Consider the following 16,176-nt stretch of genomic DNA (forward strand, 5'->3'; position numbering starts at 1 on the left):
GTTGCTCGTCCAATCGGAATTCTCCTTCTCACATATTTTGGTATGGAATACCGTAGAGGAGGAGATAAGAGAATGCAAAAGTCGATTTTGCAAACTTTTCCCAGATTGACTCTATTTAGCGAAGAAAACTTCAGAGGCAGAGTAAGGGTTGTGCGCGGAAACGTCGGAATCCGCAATCTGGATGCCCGATTCGGCGAGGTGGATAGTCTTCGCTTTTTCTCCACACGCGCGAATGCGACGCTGGTCCTGTTTTCGCGTACGAATTTCAGGGGAGCGTTCCGCGTATTCAGAGGAAACCGGAGTATTGCCGATCTGGACGATATTATCGGCGGAAACGACGTGGAGTCTTTGATTTCGTCGAATGTCCGGCTTACGCTCGCGCAAATCCGCAACATCCGCAATACGGGAAACCTGCCGTCCGGCTTCAGAAGATTATAATCGGGGTCGTTTTATCGGAAACGAACAAAGGCTGCGGAGCGCTCCGCAGCCTTTTGTATCGAACGGCACCTTTACAGCCCGTTCATCTCTTCGCGCAAATCTTGCAGCAGCTTGTTCATGTCTGCAGGCATCGGAGTCCGCACTTCCATCCGATCCCCGGTCCAGGGATGATGCCATACAAGCTTTTCCCCGTGAAGCGCCTGTCTGTGGATATATCTTCTCGTCCCGCCGTACATGCCGTCTCCGGCTAGAGGATGGTCGATGGACGACAGGTGGACGCGAATTTGATGGGTGCGTCCAGTCTCCAGACGGAGCCGGACCAGCGTATGGTTGACGAACGACTCCGCGACTTCGAACAACGTAACGGCCTGTTCGCCGGTTTCGCTGACGCGTCTGCGCGTGGAATGATGGCGGTCTTGTCCGATCGGCTTGTCGATTTTGCCTCGCTTTTGTTCGAAGACGCCTTCCGCGACGGCCAAGTAAATGCGTTCGATTTTTTTCTCGCGCATCGCCTTGTCGAACTCGTAATGGGCGAATTCGTTTTTGGCATACAGGACGGGCCCGGTCGTTTCCTTATCCAGTCTGTGGATATGGCGGACTCTGCATGCTTGTCCGGACGCTTCATAGTAAGCGGCCACCGCATGCGCGAGCGTACCGCGCTGTCCTTGCACGCTCGGATGCACCTCTACGCCGGCGGGCTTGTTCACGACGAGAGTAAAATCGTCCTCGTACAAAATGTTCAGCTCCGCCCAATCGGCGGGGAAGCCGGGCGATTCTTGGGGAAACAGCTTCAGTCTGAGATGCTGTCCCTGCTTGACCGCTCCATTAGCGGCCATCCATTTTGAGGCCAGCTTCGGGGGAACGGGCAGCTGCTTCAAAATGACGGCAACCGGCGCTCCGGCCAGCCCTTCCGGCAGCTTGATCTCCCACCATTCCCCTTTGCGTCGTCCCGAACTCAAGCTGATCGCCGATTTGGGCTGGGCCGTAGCGGCTGATCTCCGTTCAGGGGAACCGCCGCGCTTTGGCGCGTCTGCCGTCGGGGTGCCGTTTCTGCGGGATCTGTCTGGCTTGCCGAATGGTTTGGTTCGGTCGGAGCGTCCCGGCGGAGTCCCTTTTTTGTCATACGGGCCGCTTTGATGGGCAGAAGCCGGCTTTTGCCGTTGCTCTTGTCTGTGTCCTTGTTTGGCGGACGCATTTCGTTTCGTATTTCGACCGGAATCTCTCACTGGAGGCACCACGCATTTCTCTCGTTTTTCAATACCGATAATTGTACGATAAATCGGCCGGAAAGAAAAATGGGATTTTATCGGTGCCGAATTGTTACATATAGATTCATATAGCAGCATGAATTGTTGACATAGAGTTGCCTGATCAGTAAACTGAAGCGGGAGATGGGAATATATGGAGTTCCTAAATCCATTTCTGAGCGAGCCTGCTAATCGGGGTGGCACAAATGACATATAAGTTGCTTGCGCTCGACATTGACGGCACGATCTTGAATGAACGGGGACAGTTGACCGCAGCTACGAAGAACAGCATCCGAGCCGTCGGCGAGATCGGCGTTAAAGTCGTGCTATGCACGGGAAGAAGCTTTCATCAATGCTCGTGGCTCATAGACGAGCTTGCGTTGACCGACCCGATCATTACCCATAATGGAGCAGCGGCGATTCATCCGGGGACAAGAGCGATTTTGAACGCGTACACCTTCGACGTCGGCGAGATGACTCCTTTTATTGCATTATGCCGCAACCTCGATATCCGTTTCTATGCAAGCACCGCGTTCGATGTGCTGACGGAGCGGTTCGGGGAGTACGAGTCGGAGCTGTCCCGTACATCCGATATTCCGTTCTCGTATACCGATGACATTCTTAAGATTGAAGAGCCGCTGTTGAGATTTACGCTGGACGACCGGCTACGCGTAGGCGGATGGCAGCACATCGAGACGACGCGCAAGAAAGTGATCAGGGATCATGTCATGAACGTGACGCACCACGGGGTAAATAAAGGAGAAGCGCTTGCCCGGCTCGTCCGGTCGTTCGGTATTGAACGGGAAGAAGTGATGGCCGTCGGGAATTTGTACAATGATCTTACTATGCTCGAATATGCGGGCTTGGGCGTAGCGATGGACAATGCTCCGTGGCAGATCAAGCAAAGGGCGGACGCGGTGACGGTCTCCAATAGAGAGGACGGCGTTCATCGCGCCATACACAAATATTTGCTAAATTAATACGGGCGGATCTATTAAATGGTGTTAATTATATGATCACAGTAGGGGGGAAGCAAGTTGGCTCAATATGACGGATTCGCGGAGCAGTATCGGGACATGGTGAGAAAAGGAGGGCCCGAGGCTTCGTTCCGCTATATTATGACGCAGTTGACCCGGCTCGACGATATGCGCGGCAAAACGATCTGCGACGTCGGCTGCGGGCAAGGGGAATTGAGCCGTCGTTTGGCCTTTGCCGGCGCCCGGGTAACGGGCGTGGATTTGAGCGCGGATCAGCTCGCCATAGCGAGCAGCGATATTGCCGGAGTACGTTGGGTACAGGACGATGCGATGAGCTTGGGAAGCTTGCCTGACGAATCGTTCGATTATGTCGTATCCAGTGTCATGCTGATGGATGTACCGGACCACCGTCAAGTGTTCCGCGCATCGCACCGCATAATGAAGCCGAACGGCATGATGATTTGGGTAATCATGCACCCGTGCTTCCAGTCCCCGTACAGCCATCCTCTCGGAGACGGTTCCCGAAAGGTGCTGGACTACCGGGAGCAATTTTGGAAATCGCATGGCACGGGAACGATTCGATCGACGCTCGGTGCCCATCACCGGTCATTATCCGCATATATAAACGATTTTTTGAATGCGGGGTTTTCCTTGATCCGTACCGACGAACTGGAGAGGCTGGATCAATCGGTCGACGTGTTGCCCGCCCACTTCGCCGCGATAGGACGAAAGGTCGAATCTTTTGGCAAATGAGAGTACCCCCTGTCGAAATCGCGGATTCGTTGTAGTACAATGGTACTATTGCGTCAATGGTGACAAAGGCCGGGAGGGTTCGGATTGAAAAGCTTGCAAACTCGCATTTTACTTTTTTTCTCTGCTCTGATGCTATTGGCCGGGAGCGTTCTCAGCTACTCGCTGTACATGTCGTCCGCGAATTTGATCAAGAAATCGCTGGGCGATCAAGCCAAGACGATCGCGGCGAACGCGGCCAAAAGAATCGACGCGGAAGCATTCCGCAATCTTAAAGCGGATTCGGACTATTACAGGCAGCTCAGATTGCTGCTGAACGACATGAAGGAAACGAACGGATTGAAATATTTGTATACGATGACCGAGAGAACGATCGAGGGCAAGAAGGAGTACCTATACGCCGTTGACGGTGCGCCCCTGGACGCCAAGGACGACGTCTCCGCCTTTGGCGAAGCGGAGAACGAACCGTATCCGGAGCTCGCTCAGGCGTTTGAGCAGAAACGGGAGCAAGTGGGGGAACTGTCGAACGACGAGCAATACGGTGCGACGGTCACCGCCTATGTGCCGATTCTCGATAATACGGGGGCGATGGTCGGCATCGTAGGGGCGGATTTCGACGCCGAGGTCGTCTACAATCGGCTGCAGAGCAACTCCCGATACATGCTGGCGGTTACGGCGGCCGTGCTGATCGTAGCGGTCGCGGCGATCTGGCTGTTCGCGCGCATTGTTGTCGGTCCGTTGAAACGGTTGACGGATGCGCTGAAGCTTGTGCAAGCGGGAGATATGACCGTACGGGTCGACATAAGCCGCAAGGATGAAGTCGGCGAGCTGTCGCGGGCGTTTCAACAAATGGTCGGCGATTTGTCTTCCATGATTCGGGCGATCCGGGATAATGCGGTGCAATTGAACGACGCCTCGCGGTTGTTGTCCGCCAATGCCGAGCAGACGGCCGGTTCCGGCATCCGGATCACGTCGAGCATCCGCGAAGTTGCGACCGGCGCGGCGGTGCAAGTGCAGCGCTCCACGGAAACCGCGAATTCGATGGAAGAGATGAGCGGCGGGATCCAGCGGATTGCCGAGTCTAGCGCTATCGTGGCGGAAGCGTCTCTCCGCGCTACCGACGAAGCGAAGCTCGGGAACGTCCGCGCCGAGCGGGCAATGGATACGATGACATCGATCGTTTCGTCGACCGAAGCGATGGCTGACGAGATTGCCCGATTGGAGCAGCGAACCGAAGAAATCGGGCAAATCGTCGTCGTCATGACGGATATTTCCTCCCAGACCAATCTGTTGGCGCTTAATGCGGCGATCGAGGCGGCCAGAGCGGGGGAGCATGGCAGAGGCTTCGCCGTCGTAGCCGATCAGGTGCGCAAGCTGGCTGGGCAGGCCGAGGAGTCCTCGCGTCAAATTGCCCAGCTTGTCCATAACATTTCGCAGGAAACGATTCGCGTAGCCGGATCGATCCGCGACGGTTCGAAGGATGTGCAAGCCGGCGTGGAGGCGGTACGGGAGGCGGACGCCTCGTTCCGGACGATTTTGGCGGAGGTGGAGCGGGTAGCCTTCCAGGTGCAGGAAGTGTCCGCTACATCCGAACAAATTGCTGCCGGGTCGGAGCAGGTGAACGCGGCCATCGACGAGATGGCGGCCATATCCCGCGAAGCGGCCAAGCATTACCGGGACATAGCCGATTCTTCCGAAGGCCAGCTTACGTCCATCGAGCAAATGAAGCGCTCCACCGAAACGCTTCACGGCATGGCCGCCCAGTTGAACCGGATGATCGAGAGATTTAAGGTATAGATTGTTCACGGCCGCGAATAGTGGCCGTTTTCGTGCTGTTTCGGCTGGGGGATTCGCTGTAAATTTACGATGTTCATCGAAATGTACGATTATGGCGCATTCCCGTTTTTCCGCCAAACATGATATGATGGATAATCGAATAGTGAATATGATACGGACGAACGAGCCGTGCCGGGGAGTGCAAACGCCAATGATCACCCGCATCGTGACGCCATCCGAAAGCGGAAAACGACTGCACCGTTATGTCAGAAGCTTGATGCCCAATTATCCGTTGGGTCAAATTTATAAAATGATCGACCAAGGCAAAGTGAAGGTAAACGGAAAGCGCAAAAAAGATACGTACGAGCTGGCCGCCGGAGACGAGCTGACGATTCATATCGAAGACGATATGTTCAAAGAGGCGAACGCGGGCGCCGTGGAGAAAAAAGTCAAATTCGCAGGCGTCATTTCCAAGATCGACGTCGTCTATGAGGACGGGGAGCTTCTCGTCGTGAATAAGCCGGCCGGACTGCTGACGCATCCGGACCAAAGCGAACAGAAGGAAACGCTCATTACGCGGGTGCATGCTTACTTGCACAAAAAGGGAGAGCTGGACAGCAGACTGTTTTTGCCGGCGACGGCGAACCGGCTGGACCGCAATACGAGCGGACTTGTGTTAATAGGCAAAACGGCCGGGATGCTGCATCAATTGAACCAATGGATTCAAAAGCGGGAATTGGACAAATATTATATTACCGTCGTGGAAGGAGCCCTGACGGAAAGAGGTACGGTCGACGCGAAGCTGGTCCGGGACGAGTCCGGCAACCGGACGAGGGTCGTGAGGGACGATACGGCCGGTCAACGAAAAGAGACCGAAGCGGCGGAAAAAGAGGCGACGACCCATTACCGGCCGCTCCAAGCGGGGCGGGGGTACACCTTGATCGAAGTCGAGCTGATCAGCGGAAGAACCCATCAAATCCGCACCCATCTGCAAAGTATCGGACATCCGCTCCTGGGCGATATCAAATACGGAGGGAAAGCGTTCGAAGACGTCAACCATCAGCTGCTGCACGCTTGGAAAATAAGTCTTGCCGACGGCCGCACCTTTATCGCTCCGCTGCCGCCTTTGTTTCGCTCGGTGCTCCGGAAAACCGGCATCGATTTCGCAATGCCAGTATAAGCAAGCCATACGCCGAGGAAATGGCGCATCCCGCCCGGGGAGCGCCTTTTTGCCGTTTTGTTAATTAATTCACATATGGATTTCGGGAAAAGTCTGGTAAACTCTAGTACAATGTCGGACCGCCAGTTCTTTTACTTTGTACTTTTCGTAACAGTTACAGACAGCTTGATCGACGGAGATGATGGACTTGAGGACCGTAATGTTGCTCGTATTCATGGCGTTATGCCATTTGGCATGGATTTCCGATGTGTCCGGCGCTTCCGCGGACGGGGCACTGCAATTGAATGAGACGATACAGTCTTACGACGCCAACAGGTATTTGGATATATTGGAGGACCGGGACGGTACGCTGACGATAAGCGATATGGGAAAACCGGAAATTGCCGAGCGATTTGCGCATAATGACGGCCGCATTCCCGGCTACGGTTATACGAAATCGGTATACTGGGCGAAGCTGGAGCTGGACAACCGGACTTTTCAAAGGCAATGGCTGCTGAACATAGACCAGCCTCCGATGGATAAAATCGATATGTATGTATCCGACGGCTCCGGGCAATGGCTGTTCAAGCGGACCGGGGACGCATATCCTTTCGCCGAACGGGAAGTGCGCAATCCAGATTTTTCGTTTTACCTCGATATCGGTCCGGACGAGACGAAAACCGTCTTTCTCCGTTTCGAGACGGAAGGGGCGATGATATTCCCTGTCAAGCTCGCAACGCCGGTCAAGCACGCCGAGCAGCAAAAAGCGATGGATTTGCTGATGGGCGCTTCCTTCGGCATCCTGGTCGTCATGAGCGTGTACAACACGATACTCGCCTTCTTGCTTCGTTCCAGAACGTACGCGTACTATGTGTTCATTAACGCGATCGCGGCATTGCTGTATGCCTCGTTGAACGGAATGGCTTACCAATATTTGTGGCCGGAAGCGGTATGGTGGAACAATCGGGCGATCGTCTTCTTCATCTGTTTGGCGCACATTGCCGCTTTGTTGTTTTCGCGTAATTTTCTCAAGCTGGACCGCTATTTTCCGAACATACACCGCCTATTCACCTGGTTCATTCTGATTGAGCTCGCCAATATCGCTGTGCTGTTCGCAAATTACAGTGCCGGACTGCGTCTCGCTGCGTGCATGCTTGTCCTTATCGATTTAACGATCGTCGGCGTTGGGGTCGCCAGCTTGTGGAAAGGGTTTATGCCTGCCCGGTTTTTCATGGCGGGCTGGGGCGTATTTATGATAGGCAGCGTATTGACGCTGCTCGCGGATGCCGGAATGCTGCCCCAAATCTTTCATATCCGGTATGCCTCCCAAGTCGGTTCCGTATTCGAGGCGATTGTCCTGTCTCTGGGGCTAGCAGCCCGAATTCAATCGATGAGGGTGGAGAAAGAACAGGCCGAGGCGATGTTGATACAGTCGAAACAGCAGGCGGAATCGGACTTTTTGACCGGGCTGTACTCCCGGCGGTATATAGTCGGTCAGTTCGAAGCTTTGCAGTCGTTTCCCGACAGCCGCTCGTTCTCGTTGCTGCTCATGGACATCGACTTCTTCAAAAGGATCAACGACACGTACGGTCATGAGACCGGAGATTCCATCCTGAAGCAATTTGCCGCGATCATCCGCGGCAGCCTTCCCGAGAAAGGGATTGCCGCCAGGTTCGGAGGAGAGGAATTCGTCATCCTTCTGCCGGATTGCGACATGCGGTCGGCTTATGGCGTTGCGGAACGACTGCTGGATTCCGTGCGCAAGTATCCGTTCCGCGCCGGGGAAATTTCCATCCCGTGTTCGGCGAGCATCGGAGTTGCCGAATGGAAGGGCAGCGAGCTCGAATCGTTCGAGTCATGCGTGCGCAGAGCCGATTACGCTTTGTACGAGGCGAAGAAAATCGGCAGAGACCGGGTGTGCGTCGCAGCCCGGCAGAAGCGGTCGATGGCGGAGGATGCCGTCGCCTTGCCTTCTGAATAAATCGTACTCCGTTCCATTTCGCGGCTCTTGCCGCCCGTCTATCGACATCTATCCGGCTATAGGCTATTATTCATATAGGTGAAGCTATTCACGGGAGGAAGAACACGATCGATGGAATCGCAGAAGCATAAAGTAAAGTCGGCCGACCGCGTGCTTGACATATTCGAGTTGTTCGAAGGGGACAAGGACTCCTTCAGCTTGACTGAAATCGCCAGACTGCTGAAGACGCCGCCGAGCAGCACTTACTTGCTTCTGCAAAACATGCTGGAGCGCGGGTATTTGCAGACGGACAAGACGGGAAAGCAGTTCCAGCTGGGGCATAAGCTGTTTACGATCCGCAACAAACGGCTGAAAGGGAGCAACCTGAGCGAGGAATTTCAGCAGGTGGCCGACCGGCTGTTTCATGAAGTGAACGAAACGGTCAACCTGAGCATCCGGCTCGGCGATAAGCTGCTCTATATCGGAGAAAAGTCGAGCACGCATTTCTTGAGGTTTACGCCGAATACGGGAGATATGCGGCCGCTGCATGCTACCGCTTCGGGTAAAGTGCTGCTGTCCGGGATGACCTCGGAGCAGCTCCGCGAAATTTACCCGAACGATGTGTTGGAGAAAGTAACCGACAAGACGATATCCACCTATTCCGGGCTTTTGGCCGAGCTGGAGAAGGTCAATCGAGAAGGCTTTGGCTACAATATGGGCGAGACGGTGGAAGGCGTGCAATGCGTTGCCGCAGCCGTACTCGATGCCGAGGGCAAAGCCGCAGCCGCGATCAGCATATCGATTCCGGTCGTCCGCGTTACCGGGGAAGTGTGGGAGAAGGTACGCGTTTCGATCAAGCAGGCGAGCGAGGAGCTGTCCCGCAAAGTATATCGGTAGAAGGACGAAAGCGGGAGCTTTCGTCCTTTGCTTTTTCCGGAATATCGAAAACATTGCATTGACTGAAAAAAAATGGGCGTATTATAATGAAGTCGCAAATTGGTAATCGATTGCTAATCAGATCAGACGAACCTAGATTAAATGTTGGCATTGCGGGAAAGGAAGTTTGCGAATGGAGAGCTATGTATACCGATGCGGATATGTTGGCGGTCCGGATATCCGGTGGCAGCAAATCGAACCAATGGAGCTGGTCGACACGGTAGACGGGGAAGCGGCACGATTGCAAACCGTCGTCAAAATGTGCCGTTCCGACGAAGGCGTACACGTCCGGTTCGAATGCGAGGACGATCATGTCGTGGCGACCTATTCGAAGCGGGACGATCCGATCTATAAGGAGGATGTCGTCGAAATATTTCTCGATGAGGAAGGACTCGGAACGCGCTACAAGGAATACGAGATCAGTCCGCGCAATGTCGTATTCGACGCCATGATCGACAAGAAACCGGGCGAAAGGCCGATTGTACAGGTGGACTGGGACGACGAGCTGCTCCGTACGTCTGTCACTGCCCGCGAAAATGGGGGGCTCGTGTACGACCTAGTCTTCCCGGTCGGATCTTTCTTCACGCCGCCGGTACCCGGTACGAATTGGAGAATGAATTTTTACCGGATCGACGACGACCGGCAAGGTAAAAGGCATTATTGGGCGTGGTCGCCGACCGGCAAAGTGGATTATCATATGCCGGAGAAATTCGGAACGATCTTATTCGAATAAGGGGAGGTGCCGGAATGGGGATCGAAAATTTGGAGAAGTTTGTCCTGGGCATTTACGACGTAAAGGATCAGTTCAAACGGTACGTATATGACCGCTCGAAGGCGGCATTCGACGAGGGGGATCGCGCGCGCGACGAGATTCGCACGATAGAGGAGCTGCGGGTGCGGCAGGCGTTCATGCGCGAGAAGTTGATCGAATCTTTCGGCGGGTTGCCCTCGTCGGACAATCCGTTAAATCCGAAGGTGACTGGCTCCGTCGATTGCGCGGGCTTTCGGATCGACAATGTCATTATCGAATCGCGGCCGTCGACTTACGTCACCTGCAACCTGTACATGCCTGACGCATTGGATCGTCCGGCTCCGGCGGTCATCTTTCTATGCGGACATGCGGACGATGCGAAGCAGTACAATCGTTATCAGCACGTTTGTCAGCGGCTCGTCGCGGAAGGATTGATCGTCCTGGCCGTCGATCCGATCGGGCAAGGAGAACGGCTCAGCTATTACGAGCCGTCGAGCGGTGAGCTGCCCGTCCAGCCGGGAACGAGGGAGCATGATTATGTCGGCAGTCAATGCTTGCCGCTCGGAGACGGCTTGGCCCGTTATTTCCTCCATGATGCGATGAGGGCGGTCGATTACTTGTGCAGCTTGCCCGAGGTCGATCCGGAGCGTATCGGCGTTACGGGCAATTCCGGCGGGGGCTTGCAGACGAGCATGCTCATGCTGTGCGAACCGCGCATCGCCGCTGCGGCGCCCGGTACGTTCATCATGAACCGGGAGACGTACATGTACGCCGGACAGGCTCAGGACGCGGAGCAAATATGGCGGGGCATGACGAAGCTCGGCTTCGACCACGAGGATTTGGTATTGGCGATGGCGCCCCGTCCTGTACTGGTTTTGGCGGTTACGTCCGATTTTTTCCCAATCGAGGGGACGAGGCGGACGGTCGCCCGCACGAAACGGTTCTGGGAAATGTCCGGGATCGGGAATATGCCCGGCTTGGCCGAAGACCGTTCGGTGCACCAATATACTCCGCGGTTGGCGGATGCGGCTGCCGCCTTTTTCGCCGAGCAACTGCTCGGGACCGAAGCGAAGAAGCCGATCGCCGCGGCGATCATTCCGTTCGAGCAAGGGGAACTGAATTGTACCCAAAGCGGCCAAGTGCGAGGGGATTACGCCGATGCGCGGGCTGTCCATGATGAAAATATCGACCGTTTCGATACAATCGAACGTCGCCTGGCGACGATCCCGGATGAGCTGCGCAAGGAACGGGCGCTCTCCTGGCTAAAAGAACGGGTTTCCGGCTCGCGTACCGCCCCGGAGCTGAATCCGAGGCATTTGACGCTGTCCGTGACGGAAGGATTGACCGTCGAAAGCTACATATGGTGGAGTCAGGAGGGCGTATTCAACCACGGGTTCGCATTCCGGGATCCGCTGCTGGCAGATGGCAACTTTCCCGTCGCTATCGGGCTATGGGAGCGGGGGACGAATAAGCTGAAGGAGAAGCTCTCCTGGATCCGGGAAACGTGCGCCCAAGGAAACATCGTACTCGTCTTGGACGTTACGGCCGACGGCGTCTGCACGCCCCATCCTATCAATCCGCTGCCGATGTGGGAACGGTACGGGACGATCCATAAGCTGACGACGGACTTGTACTGGCTGGACGACAGTCTGGCGGCCGTACGCGTATACGATATACTGCGGGCTGTCGATATGGTGAAGCATATTCCCGGCAGCATACCGGACAGGACGAGCTTGTATGCCAAAGGCCGCTTCGGCATATACGCCGAACTGGCGGCGGCGCTTGACGATCGGATCGGGTCGGTTGCCGTGGAAGACGGGATCGACAATGTCGCTTCATGGGTACGTTCACGATTTTATGAGCCGTTCGATACGGTCAGCACGGTTTTGCCCGGAATGCTGCAGCATTTCGATTTGCCCGATTTGCGCCGTTGGCGAGGTCGCTAAAAGGTTGAGAAGGTCCCGGCTCGCAAGAGCGCCGGGGCCTTCTTTCGTTTCAAGCACCGTGCGGTCTTATTCCGTTTCCCATTCATGTAAGCTATAATAATTGGAAGCAAAGGGGAATAGTGATGAAGCCGATTACACTTAGCGTATTGGATCTCGTACCGGTATTGGGGCGGGCGGACCCGAAATCCGCTCTAGGTCATGCCGTAAGCCTCGCGCAAACCGCGGAAAAGCTCGGATATTCGCGGTATTGGGTGGCCGAGCACCACGATATGCCGAGTATCGTATCCTCGTGTCCGGAGGTAGTGCTATCGCATATCGGAGCGAAGACGGAACGAATCCGCATCGGCTCCGGTGCGATTTTACTGCCGTATTACAAGCCGTATAAAGTAGCCGAGACGTTTCATATGCTCGCGACGCTGTATCCCGGACGTGTCGACTTGGGAATCGGTCGCGCTCCCGGGGGGCATGCGCATGCATCGATGGCGCTGAGCGACAACTATTTGGAGGGAGTGCGACGGTTGCCGGAGGCGATCCAGTCGCTTGTAGAACTGATCGCCGACGATTTTCACGTAGAAGGGCAACCCGTATCGGCACGTCCGCTCCCCGCGGTCCCGCCCGAATTGTGGATGCTCGGGACGAATATCAAAAGCGCTCAATTCGCTTCGCGCTTCGGTACGGGTTACGTATTCGGTCATTTCATGAGCGATCAGGACGGCAAAACGATCATTGATACGTACAGGGACGGCTTTCAGGCATCCGCGATAAGTCCCGTTCCGCGGGTTATCGTGGCCGTCAGCGTAGTCTGCGCGGAGACGGACGAAGAGGCGGCGCATAGCGCCGAGCTGGGGGCCGGCTTGTTTTTGGGAGCGTCGGCGGTTTCCGGCGAGGAGAGACGGCAGTATAGCGGGAGAGCGATCGTCGGGGCGCCGGAGCGGGTTAAGCGGCAGCTGCTCGATATGCGGGAGCAATACAGGGCGGACGAATTTATCGTGGTGACGACAGCGCACGATTACGGAGCAAGAATCCGTTCCTACGAGTTGTTGGCCGAATCGTTATTACAGCAATAACCGGGAGGAAAGTATCGATGGACGTTAAGCAGCTTCGCAGACTCGTATCGGATAGCTCGCGAATTGTATTTTTCGGTGGAGCCGGCACCTCGACCGAGAGCGGCATTCCGGACTTCCGCTCCCAGAACGGGCTGTTCCGGACGCGGCAGGGCACGGAGCATCCGCCGGAGCGGATGTTGAGCCGCGATTTTTTTATGGAGCATACGGAAGAGTTTTACCGTTTCTATATGGAGAAGATGATCCACCGGAACGCCAAGCCGAATGCCGGACATTTGGCGTTGGCCGGGTTGGAGGCTTCGGGCAAGCTGAGCGCGCTTATTACGCAAAATATCGACGGGCTTCATCAGATCGCCGGCAACCGGAGAGTTCTGGAGCTGCACGGGTCCGTTCACCGGAACTACTGCATGGCTTGCGGCGCTTTCTACTCCTTGGACGAATGGCTGAGCTTGGGGGAAGCCGTACCCAAATGCGGTAAATGCCGCGGACTCATCAAGCCTGACGTCGTGTTGTATCAAGAGCCTCTGGACGAACGCGTGTTTTCGGATGCCGAGACCGCAATATCGGAAGCCGATATGCTGATCGTGGCAGGCACCTCGTTAAGCGTATATCCTGCCGCGGGTTTAATCCGTTCTTACAAAGGCGACCGGCTGCTGTTGATCAACAAATCGCCCACAAATCTCGATGTCCGTGCCGATTATGCCGTACACGATTCGTTCTCGGACGTAATGAGCGGGCTGGTCGGGTCGGCGGACGATTGAAGCGGTTTTTAAGCTGGATTTAAGGATGGGATGTTATCATTCGGTGGGATTGCTTTTATTTCCGATCGAAAGGAATTATGGAGCCACTATGAGCAAAATATTGATCGTGGACGACGATCTTGCCATTCGGAAGCTGGTTAAAGCTTTTTTGCAGCAGGAAGGCTTCGCCACCTTCGAAGCGGCCAACGGTCAGGAAGCGTTGGACGTATTGGCCAACGTGAAAATCGATCTCATCGTTCTCGATATTATGATGCCTGTCATGGACGGGTGGGATTTTTGCCGGGATTTGAAAAAAACGTTGGACATTCCGATCATCATGGTGACGGCCAAGAGCGAAATCGCCGAAAGGCTGAAAGGGTTCCAGCTCGGAACCGACGACTATTTGGTAAAGCCGTTCGACCCGATGGAATTGATCATGCGGGTGAAGGCTCTTCTGAAACGGTACCGGATCGAGCATTCCGAGACGGTTCAAGTGGGGGACGTGACGATCGACCGCAAAACGTTCGAGCTGACCGTAAACGGCCAAAGCTCCATGATTCCGCCCAAGGAATTCGAACTGCTGTTCAAGTTCGCGAGCAACCCCGGACATATATTTACGCGTGCCCAATTGATCGAGCAAATATGGGGCGTCGACTATGAAGGGGATGCGAGGACGGTTGACGTTCACGTGAAACGGCTCAGAGAGAAGCTGGAGCAGAACGGCTCCGAGAAGGTGTCGATCGTGACGATCCGCAACCTCGGTTATCGGCTAGAGGTGCATCCTTGATCCGTACGCTGTACTTGCGCATCGCCATCGTAATATTCGTCGTCGTCTGGTGCAGCCTGGCGCTGTCGAGCTTCATGTTCTCCCATTATTACCGCAACCAGCTGAACGATCGGGTAGAGGAGCTGCTTCAGAACGCGGCCAAGCTTGTCGTGAGGCTTATCCAGGAGACGGAGACGCAGCAGCTGGGCCAGACCGTATCGATCGCCGGCAAGCTTAACCGCGGACAAGAGCTGTATTTGTACTCGGAGACCGGGGAGAGCTATTTGTCCCGCCCGGGAATGAATTCCCGGTGCGACATACCGGGGGAGATTGTAGAGCTGGTGCTGGCCGGCAGCGCATATTCCAGCTTTCAGGACGGCGAGCGCAATTTTTGCCCGCAAGGCAGCGTTGGTACCGGCTTCGAATACGCAGGGAAGCGTTATGCGCTCTTCGTGTCCTCGTTCGGACCGACTCCTCGCCGCTTCGAGCTGTTGGATCTTCGCAATTTGCTGCCGATTTTGCTCATAAGCACGTTTCTGATCGTGTTGGCTGCCGTATATTTGGTAAGACCGCTCAAAAAAATTACCGAAGCTACGCGTAAAATCGCCGGGGGCGACTTCAACGTCAGCCTCCATATTCGTCAAAAGGACGAGCTGGGCCTATTGGCACAGAGCATTACCCATATGGCGGGAGAGCTGAAGAAGATGGAGAAAATGAGGCAGGAATTCGTCTCCAACGTCTCTCACGACATCCAGACTCCGCTTACGTCGATACGCGGCTTCTCCAAGCTGCTGCAGCAGGATACGCTGAAAGACGAGGACCGGCAAAGCTATTTGCAATTGATCGAGAGCGAATCGGCGCGGCTGTCCCGGCTGAGCGAAAATTTGTTGAAGCTGGCATCGCTTGACTCGGAGCATCATCCGCACCATCCGAAGGTCATCGAGCTGGACGAGCAGTTGCGAAGGTGCGTCGTCGCCTGCGAGCCTCTGTGGTCGGCCAAACGGCTCGATATCGAGCTGGAGCTGCCTCACGTACGCGTCATTGCGGACGAAGACTCGATGGGACAAGTATGGATGAATCTGCTCCACAATGCGATCAAGTTCACGCCGCCGGACGGTCGGATCGTCATTTCCCTTCTGCAGGACGACAAGCAGGCCGTCGTCTTGATCGCCGATACGGGTATCGGCATATCGCCGGAAGACCAAGGCAACATTTTTCGCCGGTTCTACAAGGCGGATGCCGCGCGTCAAAACTCGGAATGGAGCGGAAGCGGGCTCGGGCTTGCGATCGTCAAAAAAATCGTCGACCTGCACGGCGGCAAAATCGAGCTGTCAAGCCGTCTGAATGAGGGTACAACGGTTCGCGTACAGCTGCCGATACAAGGAAATCAAGCATGATTCTCGTTGATCGTCTTTTTAGCGCATACAAGAACTTGTCAAGAATGTTCTTGACATAGCTAAATCGTTTAAAAGGTTGAACCGCTCTCGATGGAGGGCGGTTCTTTAACGTTTCAGTAAGTTTTACAAGGTTTCACCCCGGGAGATCGAAATCACGGAAGCCTGTGCCGTTATATTCGGAAGTGTAATGAAATTCGAGAGAATAGCGGAAATTAGTGCCTCTATGATAGCTAAAGACGGACGCCGATTTGGCCGAGCTTGTCAATACG

Annotated in this window: 14 protein-coding genes; 13 read left to right on the plus strand and 1 reads right to left on the minus strand. The window is 55.1% G+C overall.

Features of this window, described 5'->3' with window-relative positions:
* Nucleotides 1-72: 72 nt before the first annotated feature.
* A complete protein-coding gene (locus tag FE784_RS11320; protein WP_139602309.1) occupies nucleotides 73-438 on the plus strand; it encodes a hypothetical protein in 366 nt (121 codons plus the stop codon).
* Between the two features lie 71 nt (nucleotides 439-509).
* On the opposite strand, the gene FE784_RS11325 is transcribed toward FE784_RS11320, so the two are convergent.
* Nucleotides 510-1,664, minus strand: a complete 1,155-nt coding sequence (locus FE784_RS11325) for an RluA family pseudouridine synthase (protein WP_246131988.1) — start codon at nucleotides 1,662-1,664, stop codon at nucleotides 510-512.
* A gap of 227 nt (nucleotides 1,665-1,891) precedes the next feature.
* On the opposite strand from FE784_RS11325, the gene FE784_RS11330 reads away from it, so the two are divergent.
* From FE784_RS11330 to FE784_RS11385, 12 genes are all read left to right on the plus strand, one after another.
* Nucleotides 1,892-2,665, plus strand: a complete 774-nt coding sequence (locus FE784_RS11330) for a Cof-type HAD-IIB family hydrolase (protein ID WP_139602311.1) — start codon at nucleotides 1,892-1,894, stop codon at nucleotides 2,663-2,665.
* Nucleotides 2,666-2,722: 57 nt separating this feature from the next.
* Entirely contained in the window at nucleotides 2,723-3,415 is a 693-nt protein-coding gene (locus FE784_RS11335; protein WP_139602312.1) for a class I SAM-dependent methyltransferase, read from the plus strand.
* An 84-nt stretch (nucleotides 3,416-3,499) separates the two neighbouring features.
* Complete coding sequence (locus FE784_RS11340) at nucleotides 3,500-5,209, plus strand: methyl-accepting chemotaxis protein (protein WP_139602313.1); 1,710 nt, start codon at nucleotides 3,500-3,502, stop codon at nucleotides 5,207-5,209.
* 190 nt (nucleotides 5,210-5,399) lie between these two features.
* A complete protein-coding gene (locus FE784_RS11345) occupies nucleotides 5,400-6,368 on the plus strand; it encodes an RluA family pseudouridine synthase (RefSeq protein WP_176706118.1) in 969 nt (322 codons plus the stop codon).
* Nucleotides 6,369-6,555: 187 nt separating this feature from the next.
* The gene (locus FE784_RS11350; RefSeq protein WP_176706119.1) at nucleotides 6,556-8,328 is read left to right on the plus strand and encodes a sensor domain-containing diguanylate cyclase; all 1,773 of its coding nucleotides are present in this window, start codon (nucleotides 6,556-6,558) and stop codon (nucleotides 8,326-8,328) included.
* Nucleotides 8,329-8,439: 111 nt separating this feature from the next.
* Nucleotides 8,440-9,204 carry an IclR family transcriptional regulator gene (locus FE784_RS11355; protein WP_139602316.1) on the plus strand — a complete coding sequence of 255 codons (765 nt, stop codon included), beginning with the start codon at nucleotides 8,440-8,442 and terminating at the stop codon, nucleotides 9,202-9,204.
* 172 nt (nucleotides 9,205-9,376) lie between these two features.
* Nucleotides 9,377-9,976 (plus strand): carbohydrate-binding family 9-like protein, encoded by a 600-nt coding sequence (locus FE784_RS11360; protein ID WP_139602317.1) that lies wholly within the window; start codon nucleotides 9,377-9,379, stop codon nucleotides 9,974-9,976.
* A 14-nt stretch (nucleotides 9,977-9,990) separates the two neighbouring features.
* The gene (locus FE784_RS11365) at nucleotides 9,991-11,940 is read left to right on the plus strand and encodes an alpha/beta hydrolase family protein (RefSeq protein WP_139602318.1); all 1,950 of its coding nucleotides are present in this window, start codon (nucleotides 9,991-9,993) and stop codon (nucleotides 11,938-11,940) included.
* Nucleotides 11,941-12,062: 122 nt separating this feature from the next.
* Nucleotides 12,063-13,007 carry an LLM class flavin-dependent oxidoreductase gene (locus tag FE784_RS11370; RefSeq protein WP_139602319.1) on the plus strand — a complete coding sequence of 315 codons (945 nt, stop codon included), beginning with the start codon at nucleotides 12,063-12,065 and terminating at the stop codon, nucleotides 13,005-13,007.
* Nucleotides 13,008-13,024: 17 nt separating this feature from the next.
* Entirely contained in the window at nucleotides 13,025-13,765 is a 741-nt protein-coding gene (locus FE784_RS11375) for an NAD-dependent protein deacylase (protein ID WP_139602320.1), read from the plus strand.
* 88 nt (nucleotides 13,766-13,853) lie between these two features.
* Nucleotides 13,854-14,531 (plus strand): response regulator transcription factor, encoded by a 678-nt coding sequence (locus tag FE784_RS11380; protein ID WP_139602321.1) that lies wholly within the window; start codon nucleotides 13,854-13,856, stop codon nucleotides 14,529-14,531.
* Nucleotides 14,528-15,907, plus strand: coding sequence for a sensor histidine kinase (locus FE784_RS11385; protein WP_139602322.1), 1,380 nt, complete (start codon nucleotides 14,528-14,530; stop codon nucleotides 15,905-15,907). The genes FE784_RS11380 and FE784_RS11385 overlap by 4 nt, the downstream gene beginning before the upstream one ends.
* Nucleotides 15,908-16,176 lie beyond the last annotated feature (269 nt).

This window comes from Paenibacillus hemerocallicola, from assembly GCF_006265175.1.
Classification (GTDB): domain Bacteria; phylum Bacillota; class Bacilli; order Paenibacillales; family NBRC-103111; genus Paenibacillus_AB; species Paenibacillus_AB hemerocallicola.